At 56.8% G+C, this 21,430-nt stretch carries 18 protein-coding genes; 6 read left to right on the plus strand and 12 right to left on the minus strand.

Annotation, left to right across the window (positions count from 1 at the left end):
* Positions 1 to 6 precede the first annotated feature (6 nt).
* From G6N80_RS06125 to bglB, 8 genes are all read right to left on the minus strand, one after another.
* Positions 7 to 1,002: an MDR family oxidoreductase gene (locus G6N80_RS06125; RefSeq protein ID WP_165132149.1), complete on the minus strand. Its 996-nt coding sequence runs from the start codon at positions 1,000 to 1,002 to the stop codon at positions 7 to 9.
* A gap of 75 nt (positions 1,003 to 1,077) precedes the next feature.
* A complete protein-coding gene (locus G6N80_RS06130; RefSeq protein WP_165132152.1) occupies positions 1,078 to 2,190 on the minus strand; it encodes an ABC transporter ATP-binding protein in 1,113 nt (370 codons plus the stop codon).
* 10 nt (positions 2,191 to 2,200) lie between these two features.
* Positions 2,201 to 3,253: a carbohydrate ABC transporter permease gene (locus G6N80_RS06135; RefSeq protein WP_062556966.1), complete on the minus strand. Its 1,053-nt coding sequence runs from the start codon at positions 3,251 to 3,253 to the stop codon at positions 2,201 to 2,203.
* The gene (locus tag G6N80_RS06140) at positions 3,253 to 4,206 is read right to left on the minus strand and encodes a carbohydrate ABC transporter permease (RefSeq protein WP_246251406.1); all 954 of its coding nucleotides are present in this window, start codon (positions 4,204 to 4,206) and stop codon (positions 3,253 to 3,255) included. Before G6N80_RS06140 ends, G6N80_RS06135 begins: the two co-directional genes overlap by 1 nt.
* 199 nt (positions 4,207 to 4,405) lie before the next feature.
* Positions 4,406 to 5,668, minus strand: coding sequence for an ABC transporter substrate-binding protein (locus G6N80_RS06145; RefSeq protein WP_062556965.1), 1,263 nt, complete (start codon positions 5,666 to 5,668; stop codon positions 4,406 to 4,408).
* Between the two features lie 47 nt (positions 5,669 to 5,715).
* Entirely contained in the window at positions 5,716 to 8,187 is a 2,472-nt protein-coding gene (locus G6N80_RS06150; RefSeq protein ID WP_165132173.1) for a hypothetical protein, read from the minus strand.
* Complete coding sequence (kduI, locus tag G6N80_RS06155) at positions 8,184 to 9,020, minus strand: 5-dehydro-4-deoxy-D-glucuronate isomerase (RefSeq protein ID WP_165132176.1); 837 nt, start codon at positions 9,018 to 9,020, stop codon at positions 8,184 to 8,186. Before kduI ends, G6N80_RS06150 begins: the two co-directional genes overlap by 4 nt.
* Complete coding sequence (gene bglB / locus G6N80_RS06160; protein WP_165132179.1) at positions 9,017 to 10,117, minus strand: beta-galactosidase BglB; 1,101 nt, start codon at positions 10,115 to 10,117, stop codon at positions 9,017 to 9,019. The genes kduI and bglB overlap by 4 nt, the downstream gene beginning before the upstream one ends.
* A gap of 118 nt (positions 10,118 to 10,235) precedes the next feature.
* On the opposite strand from bglB, the gene G6N80_RS06165 reads away from it, so the two are divergent.
* The 6 genes from G6N80_RS06165 (at position 10,236) to minE (ending at position 15,177) form a co-directional block, all read left to right on the plus strand.
* Positions 10,236 to 11,291 (plus strand): LacI family DNA-binding transcriptional regulator, encoded by a 1,056-nt coding sequence (locus G6N80_RS06165; RefSeq protein WP_165132182.1) that lies wholly within the window; start codon positions 10,236 to 10,238, stop codon positions 11,289 to 11,291.
* A gap of 78 nt (positions 11,292 to 11,369) precedes the next feature.
* Positions 11,370 to 12,410, plus strand: coding sequence for a dipeptidase (locus G6N80_RS06170; RefSeq protein WP_165132185.1), 1,041 nt, complete (start codon positions 11,370 to 11,372; stop codon positions 12,408 to 12,410).
* A 176-nt stretch (positions 12,411 to 12,586) separates the two neighbouring features.
* Positions 12,587 to 12,733: a DUF1127 domain-containing protein gene (locus G6N80_RS06175; protein ID WP_082547374.1), complete on the plus strand. Its 147-nt coding sequence runs from the start codon at positions 12,587 to 12,589 to the stop codon at positions 12,731 to 12,733.
* Positions 12,734 to 13,308: 575 nt separating this feature from the next.
* A complete protein-coding gene (minC, locus tag G6N80_RS06180) occupies positions 13,309 to 14,073 on the plus strand; it encodes a septum site-determining protein MinC (RefSeq protein WP_165132188.1) in 765 nt (254 codons plus the stop codon).
* 31 nt (positions 14,074 to 14,104) lie between these two features.
* On the plus strand, positions 14,105 to 14,920 hold the full coding sequence (gene minD / locus G6N80_RS06185; protein ID WP_062556958.1) for a septum site-determining protein MinD: 816 nt from the start codon (positions 14,105 to 14,107) through the stop codon (positions 14,918 to 14,920).
* On the plus strand, positions 14,917 to 15,177 hold the full coding sequence (minE, locus tag G6N80_RS06190; RefSeq protein ID WP_062556957.1) for a cell division topological specificity factor MinE: 261 nt from the start codon (positions 14,917 to 14,919) through the stop codon (positions 15,175 to 15,177). The genes minD and minE overlap by 4 nt, the downstream gene beginning before the upstream one ends.
* A 54-nt stretch (positions 15,178 to 15,231) precedes the next feature.
* Here the strand turns inward: minE and G6N80_RS06195 are convergent, their stop codons facing one another.
* The 4 genes from G6N80_RS06195 to G6N80_RS06210 form a co-directional block, all read right to left on the minus strand.
* Positions 15,232 to 16,128 (minus strand): amino acid ABC transporter substrate-binding protein, encoded by an 897-nt coding sequence (locus G6N80_RS06195; RefSeq protein WP_165132191.1) that lies wholly within the window; start codon positions 16,126 to 16,128, stop codon positions 15,232 to 15,234.
* 4 nt (positions 16,129 to 16,132) lie between these two features.
* A complete protein-coding gene (locus tag G6N80_RS06200; protein ID WP_165132194.1) occupies positions 16,133 to 16,999 on the minus strand; it encodes an amino acid ABC transporter substrate-binding protein in 867 nt (288 codons plus the stop codon).
* A gap of 113 nt (positions 17,000 to 17,112) precedes the next feature.
* A complete protein-coding gene (locus G6N80_RS06205; protein ID WP_062556954.1) occupies positions 17,113 to 19,299 on the minus strand; it encodes an EAL domain-containing protein in 2,187 nt (728 codons plus the stop codon).
* Positions 19,300 to 19,709: 410 nt separating this feature from the next.
* On the minus strand, positions 19,710 to 21,308 hold the full coding sequence (locus G6N80_RS06210; protein ID WP_246251372.1) for a sulfatase-like hydrolase/transferase: 1,599 nt from the start codon (positions 21,306 to 21,308) through the stop codon (positions 19,710 to 19,712).
* Positions 21,309 to 21,430 lie beyond the last annotated feature (122 nt).

A 21,430-nucleotide genomic window follows, 5' to 3' on the forward strand; every position in this document is an offset into this window, starting at 1 on the left:
ATGAAGCTATCGAGTGACGTCCACGACAACGCGGCCTTGGATGCGTCCCGACACGATCTCCTGCGCCAATTGCGACAGTGCCGACATAGGTTCGATCCTTGTCATTTTGACCAGATGCGTGCGATCAAGGTGGTCTGCCAAGGTCTTCCAGGCTCGCGCACGCTTTGGCATGGCCGTCATCACGGAATCGATACCGATCAAGGTAACAGCGCGCAGAATATGCGGCATCACGGTTGCCGGAAGGTCTGCACCTCCAGCCAGACCACAGGCGGCGACCGCTCCACCGTAGACAGTTTGTGCGAGGATGTTTGCCAGGGTGACAGAACCGACGGCATCGACCGCGCCACTCCAGCGTTCCTTCTGTAATGCGCCACCTTTTTCACTCAGCGTTGCGCGATCAATGATCTGGCTCGCACCAAGATATCGCAGATAGTCATGCGTTTCCGGCCTGCCGGTCGAAGCCGTTACGTTGTATCCTTTGGCAGCGAGAAGACTGATTGCTACCGAACCGACACCGCCCGCAGCCCCCGTCACCAGAACCTCGCCTTGGCCGGGACTGATCATACCCCAATCTTCGAGCGCATTGACGCAGAGTGCCGCAGTGTATCCAGCCGTGCCGATGGCCATCGCCTCTTCAAAGCTGAAGGCGTCTGGAAGCGGCATCAGCCATTCGGGTTTCAGGCGTTGGTATCGCGTATAGCCACCGGATTCCGTTTCGCTCAGTCCCCAGCCGTTCACAATAACCTTGTCGCCCGCTTTCCATGCAGGGGAGCGCGACTCAACGACCGTGCCCGCCAGATCGAGACCTGCAATGAGCGGCGTGCGACGCGCGATGCGTCCTTTGCCTGTAATTGCGAGGCCGTCTTTGTAGTTGACGGTCGAACAGGCAATCTCGACCAGAACGTCGTGATCCGGCAGGTCAGCCGTTGTGATCTCGCGAAATCCGGCTACCGGCTTTCCGTCTACCAGATCAATGACCATGGCGTTGAATCGATCAGTCATCCTGTTTCCTCCTCGCATCGCTAAAGCAGACAATATGCAGAGAAGCAGTCGACTGACAAACGAAGCTTTCGCTCCTCAGACGAAGGTCGAGGAGCGGCCGTCTTCCGTCTGAACGGTTGCGATCCGCAAGCCGCTCTGGTCGAAAAGATGCAAGGGAGCATTGGCGTAGGAAAGATAAATCGTATCGCCCGTAGAAATACGTCTTTGACCCGGAACGATGGCCAACAGTTTCGTTCCGAAAGCGGAAGCGTGAATGACGGTTTCTGAGCCCAGGGCCTCGACCAGTTGTACCTGAGCCGCAAATCCCGATTGATCATCCGACAGCGAGATGTGTTGCGGGCGAAGACCGACGGTAATCGGTGCGCCGGGAGCAACACCTTCAACGCTCTGAGGAAGATGGAGCACATCACCTTGCGCTGTGCGCAGCATCTGGGTGCCGTTGGAGCTTTCCAGGGCGCCTTCAATGAAGTTCATATGCGGTGCACCGATGAAGCCCGCGACAAATCGGTTCGCCGGTTGATTATAGAGATCGAGCGGCGTTCCAACCTGCTCGATGCGTCCAGCCCGCATGACCACGATCCGGTTTGCGAGTGTCATGGCTTCAACCTGATCATGGGTAACATAGATCATCGTCGATTTGAGGCGGGCATGAAGCGCTGCGATCTCGGCACGGGTCGAAACGCGCAGTTCCGCATCGAGGTTGGAGAGAGGCTCGTCGAGCAGGAAGGCCGTGGGACGACGCACAATGGCCCGTCCGATGGCAACGCGCTGGCGCTGCCCGCCTGAGAGCTGGCCCGGACGGCGGTCCATATATTGCTCGATTTCCAGCATTCGGGCTGCTTCACCGATACGTTGCGTGATCTCGGCCTTGGGCATGCCTGCATTTTCCAGGCCGAAAGCGAGGTTCTGGCGCACTGTCATGTGCGGATAGAGCGCATAGGACTGGAATACCATAGCAAGACCACGATCTGCGGCCGATACGTCATTGACGCGCTCGCCGTTGATTGAGAGCTCCCCACCTGTGACTTTCTCCAGACCGGCTATGACGCGCAGAAGCGTCGACTTTCCGCAGCCGGATGGACCAACGAATACGATGAACTCACCTTCGTTGATCGCAAGGTTGATGTCGTGGAGGACATTCACCGCACCATAGGACTTCTGGATGTTCGTGAGAGTGATGCTACCCATGTTGATAATCCTATTTCAGTCCGGAGCCGGCGATGCCGGTGGTAATGAAGCGCTGGAGGAAGATGAAGACAACGACGACGGGGATCATGGTGACGACCGTCATGGCGAGAATGTAATGCCACTGCACATTCAGCTCTCCCGCATAAATGCTGAGACCAACCTGCAGCGTGTAAAGCTCGCGTCTGGACAGCACGATGAGCGGCCAGAGGAAGTCGTTCCAGCGCCAGACGACGGAGAAGATGGCGAGGACTGCAAGCGCGGGGGCAGTCAGCGGCACGATGATGCGCCAGTAGATCTGCCACTCGGATGCCTTATCCATGCGGGCGGCATCAATCAGTTCATCCGGTATCGTCAGCATATACTGTCGCAGGATGAAGACGCCTGTCGGCGTTGCAACGGTGGGCAAAATGACGCCCCACAGGCTGTTGAACAGACCAACCGTCGAGATGATCGAGTAGAGCGGAACGAGGATAACCGAAAGCGGTACCATCAGCGTGGCGAGGATTGTCAGCATGGCCAGATTTCGGCCCTTGAACTCGTATTTCGAGAGCGCGAAAGCAGCCATGGAATTGACGATGAGGGTGATCAGTGTCGCCGTCACGGTTACGAAGACAGAATTCCACAGATAGCGGAAGAAATCGAACTGCATGAAGGGCTGCGTGTAGTTTTCCGTGGCGAAGGAAACTTCACGCACCGGCTGCCGATCACCAATGTTGACCTTGATGATTTCGCCCGGTGCCTTCGGGTCGACCATCTGGCTGACAATGCCGATACGGCGAACCTCTGCCAGAACCCGGGTCGAGCCGTCGGGCATCTTCGCATTGTAAAGCATCAGCGGCTTTTCATAGCCTTCGACCTTCACCTGCTGGGTGACATAGGGGAGAATGCTAGGCGGAAATTCCGCAAGCCCTTGCGGTGTCTTGAAAGAGGAGAAGGCAAGCCAGACGGCAGGCCCGAACATGATGAACAGGCCGCCGATCAACCAGACCCAGGTCACGATATCGGTCCAGTGCCAGCCCTTGCCACCCTTGCGGCGCGTAAGAAAGCGGATCGCGGCGCTCATCAGCGTTTCCCCTTGTTTTCATTCTTGCGGCCAATGCCGAGTTGCACGAGTGTCAGCACGACCAGAACAAGCCCCATGAGGATGGATGCTGCCGCGGCAAGGCCTGCATTGCGGGGTTGCGAGACGAATCCGGTTTCATAAATATACTGCGTCAGGAACAGCGTGCTGGTGCCGGGGCCGCCACCGGTCAGGACGAAGACCTCGTCGAAGACCTGCACGGCGCGAATGAGTGCGAGCACGACGACGACCAGAAGGTTCGGCATCAGGAGCGGCAACGTGATGCGCCAGAAGATGCGGGCTGGCTTGGTGCCATCCATTTCCGCCGCTTCGTAGAGATCTTTCGGAATTGCCTGGAGGCCTGCGAGAAGGATGAGCGTGTAGAAGCCCATATGCGCCCAGATCGAAACACCAACTGCCGCAGCGAATGCGAAGGTACGGTCCGATAGCCAGGTGTAGGGTTCGAAACCCATGGGATAGAGGGCGAAATTCAGAAGCCCTTGCCGTTGCAGGATCCATTTCCAGATCAGGCCGACGACGACCGGCGACAAAAGGACCGGAAAAAAGAACACCGCACGCCAGAAGGAGCGGGCCATCAGTTCCCGGTTGAGGATCAGCGCTGTGATGAGCGAGAACAGGATCAGAAGCGAAACTTGCAGAACGACGAACCAGAAGGTGTTGCCGACAGCCGTCCAGAACGCATCTTCCTGGCAGGACATCGGATCCAGATAGCTTTTGCAGTCGAAAAGCTTTGCGTATTGATCTGTTCCGACAAAGCTTCTTTCTGACAGGAACAGTGCGGAGCCGCCGGTCATCGAGTAGATCAGGTTGATGATGATTGGCAGCAGAACGAAGACGCCGAAGATGAGCATGTTCGGCGCGAGAAAGAACGCGGCCATGCCACCTATGCCGGCGCGCTTTTGCAGCAGGCGCAGCGGTCGGTCGGCCAATCCCATGATGAAGTGGACGGGCGCAAGCACGACGGACGACCAGTCTGTTTTCGGCTTGAGCTGCCCGGTTCGCGGCGGCGTATGGGAAGGCGAAGACATGGCGTCATTCCTCTTGCGCTGATTTTGCCCGGCTATCGATGCCCGACCGAGAAACGGCCGCCGCCTCTCGTGGCGGCAGCGGCCGTGATTTCACCTGAATGAAGGATCAGAGACCGGATGCCTTGACCTTTTCCGCGACATCGCTGTCGATGCGGGTAAAGGCATCTTCTTTCGACATCTCACCGGCAACCGCCTGGGCTGTGCGGGTGACCACGGCGCCGTACATGGTGTCGGACCAGCGCCAGCCGGGCATCTTGTTGGCAAGGTCGGACGTCGTCTTGGTCGCGTTGACGAAGGTGTTCAAGGCTTCCTTGACCAGAGCACTGTCGGTCTTGAAGTTGACACCCTCGGCAATCACGCCCTTATGCGCGGGCAGGAACAGGGTACGCTCGGAGAATTCCTTCACGATGTCCTTGCGCGCCAGATAGTCCATGACCTTGGCGACTTCCTTGGCGTTCTTGGTATACTTCACAGCTACAAGTGCTGCGCCACCAGGAAGGCCTGTGCAGGCCGCCGGACCGCAGGGGCTTCCCGTCGCAACCCAATCGAAATTGGTGCCGATCTTCTTTGCGAAATTCGGGACCTGCCACGAGCCTGCGTAGTAGAATGCAACCTGACCGTTGATGAAGTCATCCGCAGCAGCGCGATAGGATTGTCCAGCGGCCGAGACCCAGACGTCCTTCGACATCGTGCCGTCCTTTGACCAATCCACGAACTTCCCGAGGAAGCCCTTTGCGCCAGCGTCGAGCGGAGCAGGCTTGCCGTCCTTGCCGATGTAGTTGGCGCCGTTGGAAATGGCCGGGCCGGTGATGCGGTGACCCGAACGGTCCATCGCCATCGGATAAGGGATCTGCTGGCTCTGCGCGACCTTCTTTGCCGCCGCTGCCCACTCATCCCAGGTGGCCTTCGGGCCCGGAAGCGGGACATTCGCTTGCTCGAAAAGGGTCTTGTTGGCGAAGCCGCCGGTCAGTGTCAGCTGCGTCATAAAGCCGGAAATCTGGTTGGAGCCGTCCGGGCGCATCCAGTCTGCATTGGCGCCGAAGTTTTCGTCCCAGTATTTTGCATCCGCCACCAGCGGGCGCAGATCCAGCCAGTGCTTCGCCAGATCCTTGATCGCGGTCACGCGGGCGATATCCGGGCCGTTACCGGCTTCCAGCTGAACCGGGAGCTGCTCCTTGATGACGCTGTAGGCGACATTATCAACGATGACGTTGATGCCGGGGTTTTCCTTCATGAACCTGTTGACGAGATCCTGGAAGACTTCTCCCTCGATACCATCCGAATACCACATGATGCGGACATCGCCCGCATGGGCCGTGGTGGCCAGCAACGCCAAAGCGGATGCTGCAAAAAGCGACTTCAATGCCATTGTCTTTCCTCCTCCGATTGGGCAGATCCTCCATCCGCCCGGCTTGTTTACAGGTCGATCGCTTGGCCCTTTACGGTGTAATCCTCGCGTCGAAGTGTTCTGCCTTCCGCCTCGACCGAGCCGTCGGCCAAGAACCGGACAGGCCCGTAATCAGGGTCGTTGACGGTGAATATTCCATCATTCTCAACCATCGCCAAGTCGCCATAGCGCGCCTCGGCCTCCGTCAATCCGTCACCTTCGGTGAGACGGACGATCCAGCGCGTCTTGCGCCCTCGAATACGGAGCTCAGCGCCTGCGGACGGGCCTTCATGGACCTGCGACAGCGTATCGCTCGCAATCAGAAGTGCTATGCCTCGACCGCTGCGGGCGATGGCTTTGTTTCCAGCAATCTTGACGTCGTCGAATTCGGCCTTCGGGAACCACGCATGGGAGAAGTCAGGTTGCTCCTCATGCACGTCGAAATCCACCACCGCCAGACCGCGGTACTGCTGCACCCTGGGTACCGAGCCGCAACCACCCCAGTAGGATGGACGCCCGTAGCCGAGCTGGATGATTTCACCGGGATGGTTGATCCAGATCGCTGCCTCGGGCTTTTCGCCGATACGCAGGTGCAGAACGGTTTCCTGATAGCCCCAGTCCTTCCAGCGGTAGTGGACTGCGGAACCCATCGCATAGTGCTCGCCCTTGTAGTGGTAGAGCGCGGCAAAACTATCCTGACCCTGTGCAAAGCGCCATTCCTGATGCTTGGCGCGACGGTGGCTGGCGATGGCTGCCAGTTCTTCCGGCACCACGAGGCCGTGATCCCGAAGGCAGACGGCGAGCTGAGGCAGAGCGTGAACGCGGCGTCCATACCAGCCCTTGCCCCAGAGAAGACGCGCAACCGCAGAAAGCTCCAGCGAGCGACCGGCGCAGAGCGTGTGTTCGTAGGAGCGGCCCTGTGCTGCCGTCAGCATGCCATGATGGGCGGAGCGAGCGACGATTTCGCACAGACGGATGATGCCAGCCTTGGCGCGGTCCGCGATATCCTTGTCCGGCGAAAGTGCTGCCAGCGCCGTCAGGCCCTTCAGATCGATCGGGAAATAAGGTGCGGAGTTGAACTCGGCCATTTCCCAGTGTTCGAAATGGTCGAGCCATGCGCGCACCCGCTCGGCTCCGATTTTTGCCTGTTCGGAACCCTTGCGGCCAGACCGCACGAAGGTCGCATCCGGCAACAGATGTCCTGCCAGATAGCACGAGGTGTGGAAGAGCAGCGCGTGGTTTTCGGAGAAGTACCACTGAACGTCGTTGCCCGGCTCATCCATCCAATAGCGATAGTTGAGGATTGCGCCGTCGATACGATCGCGTGTCTTTTGGTTGATATCCTTGCCCCAGACGGTGCGCGACCAAATGAGCGGGACCAGCGAGAAATCGGCGCAATCATGGCAATCTTCGATGGAAGGCAGGATCTCCTCGATCATTGCATCGGTATCGCTTCCGGCGCGACCGCTTGCCAGCCGTGCGAAGGCGCGCACGGTATCGCGCTCGGAGTGCTCGGAGACTTCGGTTAACGTCTCGATGACACGGTCCTGAAGCGAAGCCGGAGCCTGACCCTGGCGCTCCGCATGGCAAATCTCCACGCCAAGCGGGCGCGCCGCGACAAAGCCGCCAGCATCCAGCCTGATGCGGAAATGGCGGAAATCTGCCGGTGCGCTTTCTGCGGAGCCGAGATTGAGGCTCGTTGCGCCAGCGGGCAGCTTGAAATCGTGATCGAAGCGTTCGCGCGACATGAAATCGCCTTCGACCGCGACATTGACCTCGACGGCCACGGGCAACGGCTTGGCGAATAGCAGCGTGATATCGCCACTGAAATAGGCGGGGCGATCAAGATGCATGCCTTCCAATGCGTTCTCGATACTTTCGGCAACAGAGCCTTCCACCGGAACCGGGATCGCGATCTTCGCGGACGGTCCGGCCAGATAGTCGAACTGATAGAAGTACCGTGCGTCGCGTTCCGCAAGATCATCGAAAAACAGCGTAATCTCGTTCAGCCCGGGCTTGAGGTCGAGTTCAAACTCCTGCTTCGTTTCCAGATTGCGGCCATAGGGTGCCATCCATCCGATTTCCTGACCGTTCAGGAAAAGGACCGCGCCGCCGCAGGTGCCGAGACGAATACGAGCTGTCCCTGCTTCGCTGACCTCGAGATAGGTGCGGGCCCAGGTTGCCAGACGGGTAGGACGGAACCAGAAACCGGACAGATCGACACGCGGAGAGCCGAACGGCAGCCACCACTGCTTTGCCTCGAAGGACCCACGCACATCTGGTCGTTTGCCGCGATAGGTTTCTGCAAAGAGGGTGCGGCACGGATATTCGTGCGGAATGAAATTCTTATGTTTGGTCAGGAAGAAGAAGGGGTCCATTTCGCCCTTCATCGGCTGATCGACCACATCAAAGCGGTCTTCCATCGTCGCGCCGAGCTGCCAGTACCGCACCGGCTCACCCGCGTTCAAAGTCTTGCGCATGTAGTTCTGTTCTGTCGTCATTTCAGATCCGCCACGGCCACCGGGGCCACATCGTTGTATTCCTGGTTCTCGCCGGTCATGCCCCAGACAAAGCCATAGGGGCCTGTGCCTGCGCCCATGTGGATGGACCATGCCGGAGAAAGCACCGCGTTGCCGTTTGCTACAATGAGGTTGCGCGTTTCGTCCGGCCTTCCCATCAGGTGGATGACGCGATCTTCCGCTGCCATGTCGAAGTAGCAATAGGCTTCCATCCGCCGTTCATGCAGGTGCGGCGGCATGGTATTCCACACGCTGCCTTCAGCCAGATCCGTGATGCCCATCAAAAGCAGGCAGGACGGAGCAACCTGCGGGTGAATATACATACGCAGGTTTCGCTTGTTGGAGCGCTTCTGATCGCCCAGTTCGAGCAGCTTCGATTCGCCCCGCTTGATCAGGCGATGCGGGAAATCAGCACCCGCCGGGACGGAGTTCATGTAGAAGCGCGCGGGCTCATCGGCACTGTTCGATTGAACGGTAATGGTCTGTGCGCCTCGGCCCACATAGAGCACATCGCGGTTGTCGAGTTTGTACGTCTCGCCGTCGACGGTTACGCTGCCTGCACCGCCGAGATTGGCAATGCCCATCTCTCGTGCGGAGAGAAGATAGGGTGTTCCAATATCTTCGCCTGACCCGAAGGTGAGGGGAGATGTTGTCGGAACTGCGCCGCCGAGGATCAGCCGGTCGACATGAGTGTAGACAAAGGTTGTCTGACCCAGCTGAAACAGATCCTCGACAAGAAACGCATCGCGCAGCTTCTGTGTGTCGTAGGTCTTGATGTCTGCCGGAGCGGCACCGTAGAGAACGCGCATGATCATGCCGCCACCTCGGAAGCATTCACATGGTTGAGGGCTTCCGACAGGCAAAGGATTGAGAGGGCTTGCCCGTACCCGGTCGGCTGTATCGGAATGTCCTTATAGAATTGCAGGTCATGGCCCATGCGGGTGCCGTAGGACACGTTGAGTACGGTTCCGTTTGCGTCGATGTTGCGAAGGACAAACTCGACTGCCCGGAGGCCTGCTGTTTTCCAGCTCTCGTCCCCATATCCCAGGCGATAGGCTTTCAGCAGGCCGTAGCCAATCCCCGCAGTTGCCGAGGTTTCCTCGTAAGATGTCTGGTCGTCGAGCAGGGTGCGCCAGGCGCCGCTCTCGGCTTGCAGGGGAAGCAGGGCGTTCACCTGGGCCGTCAATACGCCGAGAAGGAAGTCCCGCACCGAAGTGGGAAGTTCGGCCAGATCGAAGAGATCCAGAATACCAGCCGTAATCCACGCATTGCCACGCGCCCAGCGTGCGCGGGCGAAATTGTGGCGTCCATTGAACGTCCAGCCATGGAACCACAGGCCGGTTTCCGGATCTGAAAGATAGCGCGCGTGTACGAGGAACTGGCGCGCCGCTTCATCGACCAGTTCCTTGCGGCCACTTGCCTGACCGTAGGAGGCCAGAAACAGCGCGACCATATAAAGCGTGTCGTCCCACAACTCGTCGTCGTTCACCTTGTCGGAGACGTGGTGCTCGAATGCACCTTCCTGGGTTCGACCCATCTCAGTGATGACGCGGCTTGCCCAGGTGTCCAGCGTCTCTTTCCAGCGGTCATCCTGCGTTTCGCGCCAGAGCACGGAAAGGCCAAGCATGGGTGCCGTCGTGTTGACGTTCAGCTTTGGCAGGCCGGCTGCCAGCCGCCGCTCATACCAGCCCTCGATCAGGGCCTTCAGATCATCCCGACCCGTGAACTGCCAAAGGCGAATGATGCCATAGAGCCCAACGCCCTGCGGCCATTCCCAGCTGTCGAATGAAATGTAATCTCCTGCCGTGCCATCAAGGTTCGGCTCGTGAAAACGACCGTCGTTTTTCAGGCCAGTTATCCCGGCGACAAGCCGATCGAGATTGGCAAGAATGGTATCGCCATTCAGGGCCATGGTGTCCTCCTGCGTCCGCCTCTCCCAAGGCGTCATGTATGAGCAAGAAGAAATCATCACGAAAATCATTGCGCAAGCTGAAAATTTTTTGCAATTTGCTGCAAACGCGAGATGACTCATGACCAGTCGACCCTTGCCCGGAAAACGGGCTACGAAATCCAGGCGGATAAAACTCGAAGACGTCGCAGCGGCGAGCGGCGTCTCGATCAGTACCGCTTCCCGCGCGCTGGCAGGCGAGAAAGGCGTGAAACCGGAGATACGCGAGAAGGTTCTAGCCGCTGCCAAACAGGTGAATTACACACTTCCCGTTGCCCTTGCAGGTCGAAAGATCGTGCTGGCGGCATCGAGCGCGGCCATGATCGATTATGTGCGAAACCAGTTCACGCTCTACGTGCTTGAGGGACTGCGTGAGCGTGCCGAGGCGCTCAATCTGGAGATCGTGACGCGTCCTATCGCAGACAAGGCGGACGAAACCCAGATGCTGAAGGAAGCGCGGGAAGACCCCGAAACCGCGGGTCTTCTGTTTCTGACGGTGGACGACGAGGCCATGCTGGCGGCGACCCGCGATTTTCCGAAACCGGTGGTCCTGTTGAACGGACATGATCCGCTAATGCGTCTTTCCAGCGTGACACCTTGCAATCGCTCCGCCGCAAGGCTGGCCACAGAACATCTGATTCAGCTAGGACACAAGCGAATCCTCTTTCTGATGCGCCCCGGAAGACGGACGATTCTGCACCGTTGCGACGGCTGGCAGGATGCACTGAAAGCGCATCATCTGATTGCTGACCCGGATCTGATCATTTCAGTCGATGACTGGCTTCCGGAGTTGGCGGCAAGGGCAATCGAAGAACGCATACGGGACAGGGGGCTGGATTTTTCCGCGATCGTGACGGCAGGCGATAGCCTTGCGGTCGGCGCCATCATGGGTGTTCAAAAAGCGGGCTTCACGGTGCCGGACGATGTGTCGGTTGTCGGCATGGACGATCTGCCTCAGGCTTCTTTCGTCAATCCGCCGCTGACGACAATGCATCTGCCGATGCGAGAGATCGGTTCGGCTGCTCTCGACCTGATCAGCGACAGTATGGCGGGCAGGATCAACCCTGCTCGGCGCGTCGAACTGGCCTGTCATCTAGTAGAGCGTTCATCGACCGCACCCGCCAAGGTCCACTTGTGAAAGCTGCCGATTTGCCCTGAGCGGCTGGCTGGCGTAGGACTGGGTTGAACAGCTCGATATGTTTTACTGGAATGCACCATGCCCGATAGCCCACTTGTTCCGATCATAGACGGTCATAACGACGTTCTGCTGCGCATGATGCAGCCGGGCCAAGACGATCCCGTTGCCGGGTTTCTGGAAGGCGAGGGAAGGGGGCATATTGATCTGCCGCGCGCCAAAGCTGGCGGTCTGGCAGGAGGGCTTTTTGCCATCTTCGTTCCCTCCCCGCATCATAGGCCAGATGCCGACGGAAATTTTGTTGCACCGGAACAGGCCTCCGCCCTGAACCAAACCCTGGCAATGGCCCGCAAATTCTTCGAACTGGAAGCGCGTTCACAGGGCCAGATCAAGGTCTGTCGCAATTCAATCGAATTGCAGGCCTGTATTGAGCAGTCGATTTTTGCGCCGGTTCTTCATATCGAAGGTGCCGAGGGCATAGGTGAGGACCTCGATGCGCTTCACGTGCTTCATCAGGCCGGTTTGCGAAGCTTGGGGCCCGTCTGGAGCAGACCCAACATCTTCGCTCACGGGGTTCCCTTTCGGGTGCCCCATTCTCCCGATATCGGGCCGGGGCTGACGGATGCCGGGCGCGCTCTCGTTCGCATCTGCAATCATCTCAAGATCCTGATCGATCTTTCGCACATGAACGAGCAAGGCTTCTGGGACACTGCAAGACTGTCGGATGCTCCGCTTGTGGCGACACACTCCAATGCACATGCGCTCAGCCCGCACAGCCGGAACCTGACGGACCGCCAGCTTGACGCGATCGGCGAAAGCAAGGGCCTCGTTGGCATCAATTACGGAGTGCTGTTTCTCCGGGATGATGGTGTGCGGAACCTCGATACTCCTTTGCAGATCGTCGTGGATCACATTCGCTACATCGCAGACCGGATAGGGATCGAGCGTGTAGCACTCGGTTCCGATTTCGACGGAACAACTGTTCCCAATGAACTGAAAGATGCTGCTGGATTGCCGCGTCTGATCGAGCTTATGCGGCAAAACGGTTTCGATCAGATTTCGATCGAGCGGGTTGCTTATCGCAACTGGCTTGATGTGCTCGCTCGCACCTGGGGCAATTAAACAGCAGTCCTGCGTTTTGTTATTAACGATTGAGTAACCAATGCGCGGAGCGCATGGGTGGCGTGAAGTCTTGTCTCTGCAAGTTCGAAGGGTGCGGGACTATATGGAGCTCATCGAAACGACGCCGGAACTGATCAAGTTGCTGACGTCACAAAGACCTCAGAAAGGCGAAGAAAATGAACGTAGCACGCTCCTTCAACAATTGGCGCAAGTACCGTCAGACCGTCAACGAACTCGCTCGCATGTCGAGCCGTGAACTGGCTGACATGGGCATCTCCCGCTCGGAAATCGAAGCTGTTGCCCGCGGTTCCGTGGCCCGCTAATCGTTTTAGCTCCTCGTACGTCGCAACGCCCGCCACACGCGGGCGTTTTGCTTTTTATGAAGTTTATGTTGCATTGCATTTATGCATAGCTGCACTGCAACATAAGCGCTTCCGCTTCTCCTCAAATTTGCTAATCTCTGGTCATCGAAACGACGCATCCTCCTCCCGCGAAGTTTCGATGTCAGGCCAACTCCTCCTCCTCCCAAAGTTGGCCTGCAGGAACGACAGCAACTCCTCCTCCCATGCTGTTGTTCGGTTCTTTTCGGAAAGCCTGCCGCACCTCCTCCCGCGGCAGGCTTTTTCGTTTTGGAATGGGGTTCCCGTCAGGGTTGGGCATTTTTCCCGCTGCAACATCTTAACAATTAGTGACCGGCTGTTTGCCAGATTGGCACAGTGATCGGCGGTCGGCGCAAGTTTGGCATAAGCTTCGTCTGGCTAAAAAGGTGAGCGAATTCAATCACCGATCTCCGTAGGCCCTATCCGTTCGCGATACGGACCGGGAGACCGGCACTTCCATCGTTAACTCTTTGTTAACCATATAGCCGCTATCAGAAATCAACCATTTGTTAACGAAGATGACCAAAGTGCAAACAGATTCACGCTCGATCAGGATCAAGGGACGCTCGTTTCTCGCTGTCGTTCTGACACCTGACCTGCCCCTCGATCAGTGGTTGGAGAGGCTGGATGATCTGGCAGCGCGTTCTGCAGGCTTTTTCCTGGGTCGTCCGGTCGTCCTCGATGTCACGGAACTGCAGATCGATCGGCAGCAACTCGCAGAGTTTCTCGCGCATCTGGCACAGCGCAATGTCAGCATCATGGGCATTGAAGGCGCGCGCCATTCGATGATTGCGCCCGGCATGCCGCCGGTGTTGAAGGGTGGACGTCCGGCCGGTGATGTGGATGTCGCCTCCGTTGAGCCGGTTGCGGTGGCTGTTCAGCCCGCAGTTCCGGATTCCGGCGATACCCAACCAGAGCCGCAGGCAACTGTTTTGCAGGCGCCGCGCTCCGCCTTGCAATCTTTGGTCATCAACGAGCCCGTAAGGTCCGGACAATCTATCATCTTTACCGAAGGGGACGTCACGATCGTCGGCTCCGTTGCCTCCGGCGCCGAGGTCATCGCGGGCGGATCGGTGCATGTTTACGGCACTCTTCGTGGACGAGCCATGGCCGGGTCCGTCGGTAATTCGCAGGCGCGCATATTCTGCCGCAAACTCGAAGCCGAACTGATCGCGATCGATGGAATTTACAAGATGGCCGAGGATCTGCCTACGGACCTGCTTGGACAACCCGTGCAGGTCTGGCTCGAAGGAGATGCAATCGTTGCCGGAAAAGTCAATTGAGCTGCACCAAGCTCACGAACAGGAGAGAAAGATGGGGAAGGTAATCGTCGTTACGTCAGGCAAGGGCGGGGTCGGCAAGACAACCTCCACAGCTGCTTTGGGTGCTGCACTTGCCCAGCGCAATGAGAAGGTCGTCGTCGTGGACTTCGATGTAGGCCTGCGCAACCTGGATCTGGTCATGGGTGCCGAGCGCCGGGTCGTCTACGATCTCGTCAACGTCATTCAGGGCGATGCGAAGCTGACACAGGCGCTCATTCGCGACAAGCGGATTGAAAACCTGTTCCTGCTGCCTGCCTCCCAGACGCGCGACAAGGACAATCTGACGCCGGAAGGCGTCGAGTGGGTCATCAACGAACTCAAGCGCTACTTCGATTGGGTCATCTGCGACAGCCCGGCGGGGATCGAGCGCGGTGCGACACTTGCCATGCGCCATGCGGATGTGGCCGTGGTCGTCACCAATCCCGAAGTCTCGTCGGTGCGCGATTCCGACCGTATCATTGGTCTCCTGGACTCCAAGACGGTCAAGGCGGAGCGGGGCGAGCGTATGGAGAAGCATCTTCTTCTGACTCGTTTCGACCAGAACCGCGCCGCACGCGGCGACATGCTGAAAGTCGAGGACGTGCTGGAAATTCTCTCCATCCCGCTGCTCGGCATCATTCCGGAAAGCATGGATGTGTTGAAGGCTTCCAACATCGGCGCTCCGGTAACGATCGCTGATGCGAAGTCCGCTCCTGCCCAGGCCTATTTCGAAGCGGCCCGCCGTCTGGCCGGTGAAGACATTCCTGTCACCATGCCGGAAGAAAAGCGTGGTCTGTTCGGCAAGATCTTCTCGCGGAGGGCTGCATGAATATTTTCCGGCTTTTCAACAAGCAGAGATCCGCGCCTTTGGCGCGCGAGAGACTGCAGGTCCTGCTGGCGCATGAGCGTGTCGCAACCGGAAATGATCTCGTCGCCGTCCTGCGCGAGGAAATTCTGGCTGTCATCGCCAAGCATGTCGAACTCGACAGCGAACGCGTTCACGTCAAGATGGATCGCGACGAGCGGTTCTCCATCCTGGAGATCGATGTAGAAATCCCGCTGGAAGCCAAGCTCGAAGCGGCCTGAAGGCTAGTCTCGATTGAGAAAGTATCGGCGCGGACTGGCTCTGCGCCGACCGGATCACTGTGTCGCGAAGGACGCCTTAAGTTCATCGCTTATCGGCAGGTTTAGGCCCTGAGGAGAACCCTCGAACGGCTGCATGAACCAACGGTCATACATCTCCTGCATCTGCGGGCTACGATAAATACTGCGAAGGGCTGTCGCTGCGAGCTCCGCAAATTGCGGATCGTTGATTCGGGTCATGAAACCGTAGGGTTGTGGTTCGGATATTGCCTCCGAGCTCACCACATAATCATCCGGATTTCCTGTCTGGGCTATAAGATTGCGGATCAACACGTCGTCCATTGCAAATGCCGAGACCCGTCCGGATTTCACAAGCTCGAAGGCTTCGCGCACTTCATTGACGGGAACCGAGACAAGTCCGAGCTTTCTCTCGCGAGACAGCTGCAGGATTTGGCTTACGTTCACGGTTCCAAGAACGACGGCAACACTTTTCCCTCTCAGATCGTCTATCCTGTTGATGTTGTTGCGCGCGAGGGAGACGACCTTCGTCTGGGCGATGAAATGGGGCGGCGTGAAAAACACTGCCTTACGGCGATCCGCTACGTTAGTACTTGCATTGCATTCGATATCTATCCCCCCATCATTCAAAAGCTGGATGCGATTTGCAGGTGTGCGCTGAACCAGTTCAACGGACAATTCCGGCAGATCCAGCATAGCCTGCATTTTTCTGGCCATGGCCCTGCAGAGATCTATCGAATAGCCGACGACTTCTCCTGAACTGGTCTTAAAGGAAAATGGTTGGGCCGATCCATAACCGACACGTAAGACCCTGGTCTCCTTCAGCCGCTCTATGGTTGATCCGTTAAAGCTCAAATCAGTCTCAGCCAATGCGAGAGTTGACGGAAGCAGCAACAGAATGGCGGCTAAAAGCCGTTGAAAAAGGATCTTCAACATCAAATCACTCCAAATATTCTTTTGGTTTTGAAAACACTGCCTTCAATTCGGGTGACATCGGCAGTTTCATATTCTGTCCCAGCGGTGGAATTGGCCGCTCGAACCACTTTGTATAAAGCTCTTGGATATCCTTGCTGGTGAACAGTTTCTCGAGACTCGCGTTCACGACCGCCTTGAAAGCATCGTCGCCCAAGGGCAGCAAAATTCCGTAAGGCTCCGGCGGGCTGAAAGTTTCCTCTGAGATTACATAATCGTCCGGCTTCGACGAAGCCGCGATCTGGCCGGCGAGGAGAATATCGTCCATGACGAAGGCAGACGCCTTGCCGTTGGTGACCAGATTGAAGGAGTCCGAATTTTCGCGGTTCAACAGGACCGAAATATTCAGCATCCGCTGCCGGTTGATCGCGTTCAGTTGATCCAGGTTGACGGTTCCGGTCGTTGCGGCGACGCTTCTGCCTGCAAGATCCGAAATCGATCGGATGTTCGAGCTCTTCAAGGAGACAAAGCGCGTTGCCGTCACGAAATGCGGATAGGAAAAGGCCACCATTTTTCGCCGCTCGGCATTATTGGTGGTTGCCGCGCATTCCATGTCGATCCGGCGAGATTTGACCATGACGAAGCGGGTGGCCGATGTTACCGAAACATATTCTATACGAAGATCGGATTTACCGAGCGTCGCAGCGATATCTTTTACGATCCGCTGACAGATTTCGACGGCATACCCGGTCGCTACGCCAGCCACGAGATAGGAGAAGGGTGGTTCCGACACACGGTGCCCGATAGTGACCGTTCCGGTGTTTTTGATCTTCGTCAGAGTGTCCGAACTCTCTTCTGCCGATGCGCCAGCGCTTCCTACAGTCAGCGCCAGCATCGCAGGCCATAAAAGTGTTTGGACGGATCGACTCAAAATTGAGAACGCCCTGATCGTTGGCACTGTCGCTGCAATTTCGTCGTGTCCCGGCATGAAGATCGTTCCCTTTTGTTTCAGGCGGCGCTCGATCCCAGATACTGTTCCGTGAAGCTGGCTTGCGGTCTGCCCAGCAGATAACCCTGGACCGATCCGCAACCGGCTGCACGCAGCAGATCCAGCTGTTCCTTGTATTCGACACCTTCGGCGGTCACGCTGATGTCCAGTCCCCGGGCCAGGGAAACAGTCGACAGCACGATATTGAGACACCGGGTACTTTCCGCGACACCTGAAATGAAGCGGCGATCCAGCTTGATACGCGTGACCGGCAGATCAATCAGATAGGACAAGGATGCGAACCCGGTTCCAAAATCATCAAGTGCTATGCCGACACCCATCGCCCGAATGGCCGTCAGGATGGTGATCGCCTCCTTGCCTTCGACCTTGTTGGTTTCGGTGATTTCTATCTCCAGACGGTCAGCCGAGAGGCCGGTTTCATTGAGTGTGGCACGAATGAAATCCGGTAGATCCTGTCTCAGCAGGCCGATGGCAGAGATATTGACAGAGACTGTTGTCCGATCATCCTTGCCTGCCATCTGGCGGCAGGCCTGCTTCAGGACCCAGCGGTCGAGCTCAACGATAAAACCGGTTTCTTCAGCGGCAGGGATAAATTTGTCGGGCGTAATGAAGCCGCGTTTGGGATGGTTCCATCTCACCAGCGCCTCATAGCCCGAAATTCTACCCTCGCCGATGGCGACGATCGGCTGATAATGTACCTCGAATTGGTCCTCGTTCAGGGCAGTCATGAGCTCCAGCTCGATAGTGGAGCGGTGTGATGTTTCCATGGTCATCCCTGGTTCGAATATATGGAAGCAACCGCGGCCTGCACCCTTCGATGTGTAAAGCGCGACATCCGCATTGCTCAAAATTTGATTGGAGTTTCGGCCGTGTAATGGTGCCCTGGCAATTCCGATACTGGCACCGATAGACAATGAAAGTTCGTTGATCTGAAAGGGTCTGGAAATTGCCTCCAGAATTCGGGCAGCCAGCCGCTTTGCCTCCTTTTCGGCGTTCAAGGCTACCACCTGGATGAGCGCGAACTCATCGCCACCGAGGCGGGCGAAAACATCGTCTGGCCCCAGCAATGTGGAAACGCGTTTGCAGGTCGATATCAACACCTGGTCACCAACAGCGTGCCCATAGGTGTCATTCACGGGTTTGAAGCGATCAAGATCCAGCAACATCACGTTGATGATCTTGTTTCCGACTTCGACCTCTTCAAGTAAACTATTCAGTGCTTTCTGGAGAAACGCCCGGTTTGGCAGTCCCGTGAGAGCGTCATGATGGGCAAGATGCTCCAGTTCTCTGGCTGCTTCCCGCATCTGTCTCAAATGTTCACGCTCGACCACTGCCTCCCGCAAGGTCTCGATCGTTGTGGCAAGTTGCCCGATTTCATCCTGTCGTCGCTGGTACGGCGTGATGTTCCCCGTTTCATCGCGAGCAATCCGTTTGAGCGCCTCGATCAGAACTGGTACGGGTTTGAAAAGGCTGCGGAGGAGCAAGGCAATCGCGCCGCCGGTGGCAAGCATGATGACAGCGAACGATAAAAGTGAATTGCGGTAAAAGATGCCGCGGGTAGCCATGAGCGATTCCGTCGTCCCGACCGATGCGGCGACGCCACCCAGCATCTTGCCCTCGGAGGAGCGGATAGGCAGATAGCCGATGTAGTGCTCTTCAGTGCCAATCTTGCCAAAGCCGGTGAAAAACTCCGTGTATTCTTCTGACGGTCCGCCATTGTCCTGAACGGATAGCGTCAAGCCGGCAGGCCCGCCGTCACTGTCAGTAATGGAAACCAGGCTTTTCGTCGAAGCATCGTATTGGAGGAGCCACACCTTCTGCTTTGTCTGCACGGACGCGAGCGCGAGAACATCCACGGCCACATAGCCGGTATCCAGCACCGACGCATCGTCGCCTATCATGCGGTCGGTGATGATCCGTACAATCTGGCTCGACGGTGTCATGTCCACGGCAACGAAGGTATAGACGCTTCGAATTGCACTGCTGACGATCTGGATATTGGTGCTCGCCTGCTGTCGCCATTCATCTCGCTGACTTCGCTCGATCATGATCCAACCCGTCGCGGCGCCAGAAATGTAGGCAAGCGCGACAGCAAATAGCAGGAATGAGGTAACTTTGCCGATGATGGATCGACGCCAATTCAAACGCGTCTTCAGGGCCTTTTGGCCTGCGAATATCGACAGCATCAGGGTTCCAATCACAGTGCAATTATAAGTAGGTTGTCTAAATCTTGCAGCCCTGATGATGGTTGCGCGGTTCTTTCCAAATCATTGACGAAGGTGAAACTGTGAAACAAACCACCCGGATGGTTAATAAAAATATATTAATCAGAATGTGATAATTTTAGATTTAGATAAGCGGACTGACGTCATAATAAATACTTTTGTCTGAGAAGGATATAAATCAGATTCGCGCAAAGATTCGAATAATAGACAAAAAAATCGACTTTCACGGGATTTAATACAGATGATTTTCTTGTAAATGATCACGTATCATATTGTCGATTTATGATAATGCCCCGGTGTGGCACCAGTGGAATACTTGAAGTCGATGATACCAGACCCGTTCGCCCTGTCGCTCGCTCGTGTTCCGAGCGTCAGGAATTTGGTTCGGAAAAGAGCTCTACGATAAGGTTGCGCAGTTGATCCATTCTCAGACTCTCGGTCTGTACCGGCCTCAAGCCTGAATTGAAGCCTTGCCGAAGGAATTCGGCTACAACATCCGTGCGCTTTGCAATGATGTGAATTGGGACATCGCGCGTTGCGTCAGGCCCGGTCACGACTGATGCCGGCTGATGATCACCGATAACAATGAAAATCGCATCATCACCAAAGGTACGGATATAGCTTGCCACCGCCTCCAGCGAATAGTCTATCGTTCGGATGTAATGGTCCCGGATGCGGTCGGGGTCTGCCCAGACGAAAGCCGGCGACTCGCCGGACGCCGCCTGGTCATTGAAGGTTTTCCCATCACCGACCGCCTGCCAGTCGATCATGTGAGCGACTGGCGTCCAGGGCGCATGACTTGAGATGAGGGCAGTCTCGATCATGACATTGCGACGTGGTTGCGGATCTCGAATGAGTTTTTGAATTGCCGAGAGCGTATATTGGTCTGGCATTGTGATCCAGTTGAAGGGCTGGCCCTGATAACTAAGATCTTTCGCCGCATAGACCCGATCATAACCAAAATAGGCGCTTTCCGGCCAATCCAGAGTGATTGCAGGCATGGCCGCCGCCGTCTCCCAGCCTGCATTCTTAAACAAGCGGTTGAGACTGCTTCTGTCGCTCATGACCAGTCGATCGTAGCGCGCCTGACTGTCGATCCAGAGTCCAGACAACAGTGTGCCATGGGCAAGCCAACTGAGGCCCGCCACAGTCGGCGATGTGACCCAGCGACTGGCAATCTGAAACCCGGACTGTTCGAGGCTTTTCTGCATATCCTCAAATCGTGCAGCGATACGCGGCGAGAAACGTGTGTCTTCAACAGCACTGCGTCCGTAAGACTCGACGAATATCAGGAAAACGTCCTGTCCCTTGACCCGTCCCATGAGCTCGGTCTTTCCTTTGAAAGGGTCGGATTGTGCGAGCTCCACCTCAAAGCGGTGCATGTCGGCAATTGCATGCGAGATCAGATCGAGCCGCTGTATCAGATAGGGCGTGGCTTTGGCTTCGACCGTCAACGCATGCCGCTCATCTTCGCTTCTTAGCATCAGACCCGAAAGCCCGATCAATGCGGTTGATACCGCCACACAGCCGTAAAGCCTGCGTTTGGATGACCAGCCTCCCGGAAAGTTGCATGACCAATAAAACAGGCCAATTATGATGAAAAGGCTGAAGGAGCCGGACAGAATGGCAAATGCGCCGACCCAGGTACCAATGCTCCTGGAAAGCACATTCCAGCCGTCTCCAATCATTTTGATATCGAGGTACGGGTTGAACGGTCGCTGAAACGCCGATTGCGTGCCGATGTCTGCGAGCTTGAGCAGAACCAGCAAGCTTGCCAGTACAGTGACCACAGCCGCAAGTTTTCCCCGCCACTTGCCGGGCACGATGATGAGACCCAGAGCTATGATCGGTATCTCAAGCGGGATGGACAGGAATGTCTGGAGATCGAATGCGTCGGGATGTTCCGGCATGTTGATGAATGCGGATAGAAGAACGCAGAACAAAAGAAATCGCGTCGTGCTTACAAACATGCCAATCATTCCCGCCGTCGTCATCCGCGCCGGTCCATCACAATCAACGTTCCGTATCTTGAACTACGCCCCGATCGTGGATGGCGATCACCCTGCTCGAGGAAAGGAGCCCGATTTTGAAA

This window comes from Rhizobium rhizoryzae, from assembly GCF_011046895.1.
Lineage (GTDB): Bacteria > Pseudomonadota > Alphaproteobacteria > Rhizobiales > Rhizobiaceae > Neorhizobium > Neorhizobium rhizoryzae.

Excerpts from the sequence above, each read along its gene's own strand:
- G6N80_RS06125 (WP_165132149.1), bottom strand. The coding sequence starts at position 1,002 with ATGACTGATCGATTCAACGCCATGGTCATTGATCTGGTAGACGGAAAG.
- G6N80_RS06130 (WP_165132152.1), bottom strand. The coding sequence starts at position 2,190 with ATGGGTAGCATCACTCTCACGAACATCCAGAAGTCCTATGGTGCGGTG.
- G6N80_RS06135 (WP_062556966.1), bottom strand. The coding sequence starts at position 3,253 with ATGAGCGCCGCGATCCGCTTTCTTACGCGCCGCAAGGGTGGCAAGGGC.
- G6N80_RS06140 (WP_246251406.1), bottom strand. The coding sequence starts at position 4,206 with ATGGGATTGGCCGACCGACCGCTGCGCCTGCTGCAAAAGCGCGCCGGC.
- G6N80_RS06145 (WP_062556965.1), bottom strand. The coding sequence starts at position 5,668 with ATGGCATTGAAGTCGCTTTTTGCAGCATCCGCTTTGGCGTTGCTGGCC.
- G6N80_RS06150 (WP_165132173.1), bottom strand. The coding sequence starts at position 8,187 with ATGACGACAGAACAGAACTACATGCGCAAGACTTTGAACGCGGGTGAG.
- kduI (WP_165132176.1), bottom strand. The coding sequence starts at position 9,020 with ATGATCATGCGCGTTCTCTACGGTGCCGCTCCGGCAGACATCAAGACC.
- bglB (WP_165132179.1), bottom strand. The coding sequence starts at position 10,117 with ATGGCCCTGAATGGCGATACCATTCTTGCCAATCTCGATCGGCTTGTC.
- G6N80_RS06165 (WP_165132182.1), top strand. The coding sequence starts at position 10,236 with ATGACCAGTCGACCCTTGCCCGGAAAACGGGCTACGAAATCCAGGCGG.
- G6N80_RS06170 (WP_165132185.1), top strand. The coding sequence starts at position 11,370 with ATGCCCGATAGCCCACTTGTTCCGATCATAGACGGTCATAACGACGTT.
- G6N80_RS06175 (WP_082547374.1), top strand. The coding sequence starts at position 12,587 with ATGAACGTAGCACGCTCCTTCAACAATTGGCGCAAGTACCGTCAGACC.
- minC (WP_165132188.1), top strand. The coding sequence starts at position 13,309 with ATGACCAAAGTGCAAACAGATTCACGCTCGATCAGGATCAAGGGACGC.
- minD (WP_062556958.1), top strand. The coding sequence starts at position 14,105 with ATGGGGAAGGTAATCGTCGTTACGTCAGGCAAGGGCGGGGTCGGCAAG.
- minE (WP_062556957.1), top strand. The coding sequence starts at position 14,917 with ATGAATATTTTCCGGCTTTTCAACAAGCAGAGATCCGCGCCTTTGGCG.
- G6N80_RS06195 (WP_165132191.1), bottom strand. The coding sequence starts at position 16,128 with ATGTTGAAGATCCTTTTTCAACGGCTTTTAGCCGCCATTCTGTTGCTG.
- G6N80_RS06200 (WP_165132194.1), bottom strand. The coding sequence starts at position 16,999 with ATGCTGGCGCTGACTGTAGGAAGCGCTGGCGCATCGGCAGAAGAGAGT.
- G6N80_RS06205 (WP_062556954.1), bottom strand. The coding sequence starts at position 19,299 with ATGCTGTCGATATTCGCAGGCCAAAAGGCCCTGAAGACGCGTTTGAAT.
- G6N80_RS06210 (WP_246251372.1), bottom strand. The coding sequence starts at position 21,308 with ATGTTTGTAAGCACGACGCGATTTCTTTTGTTCTGCGTTCTTCTATCC.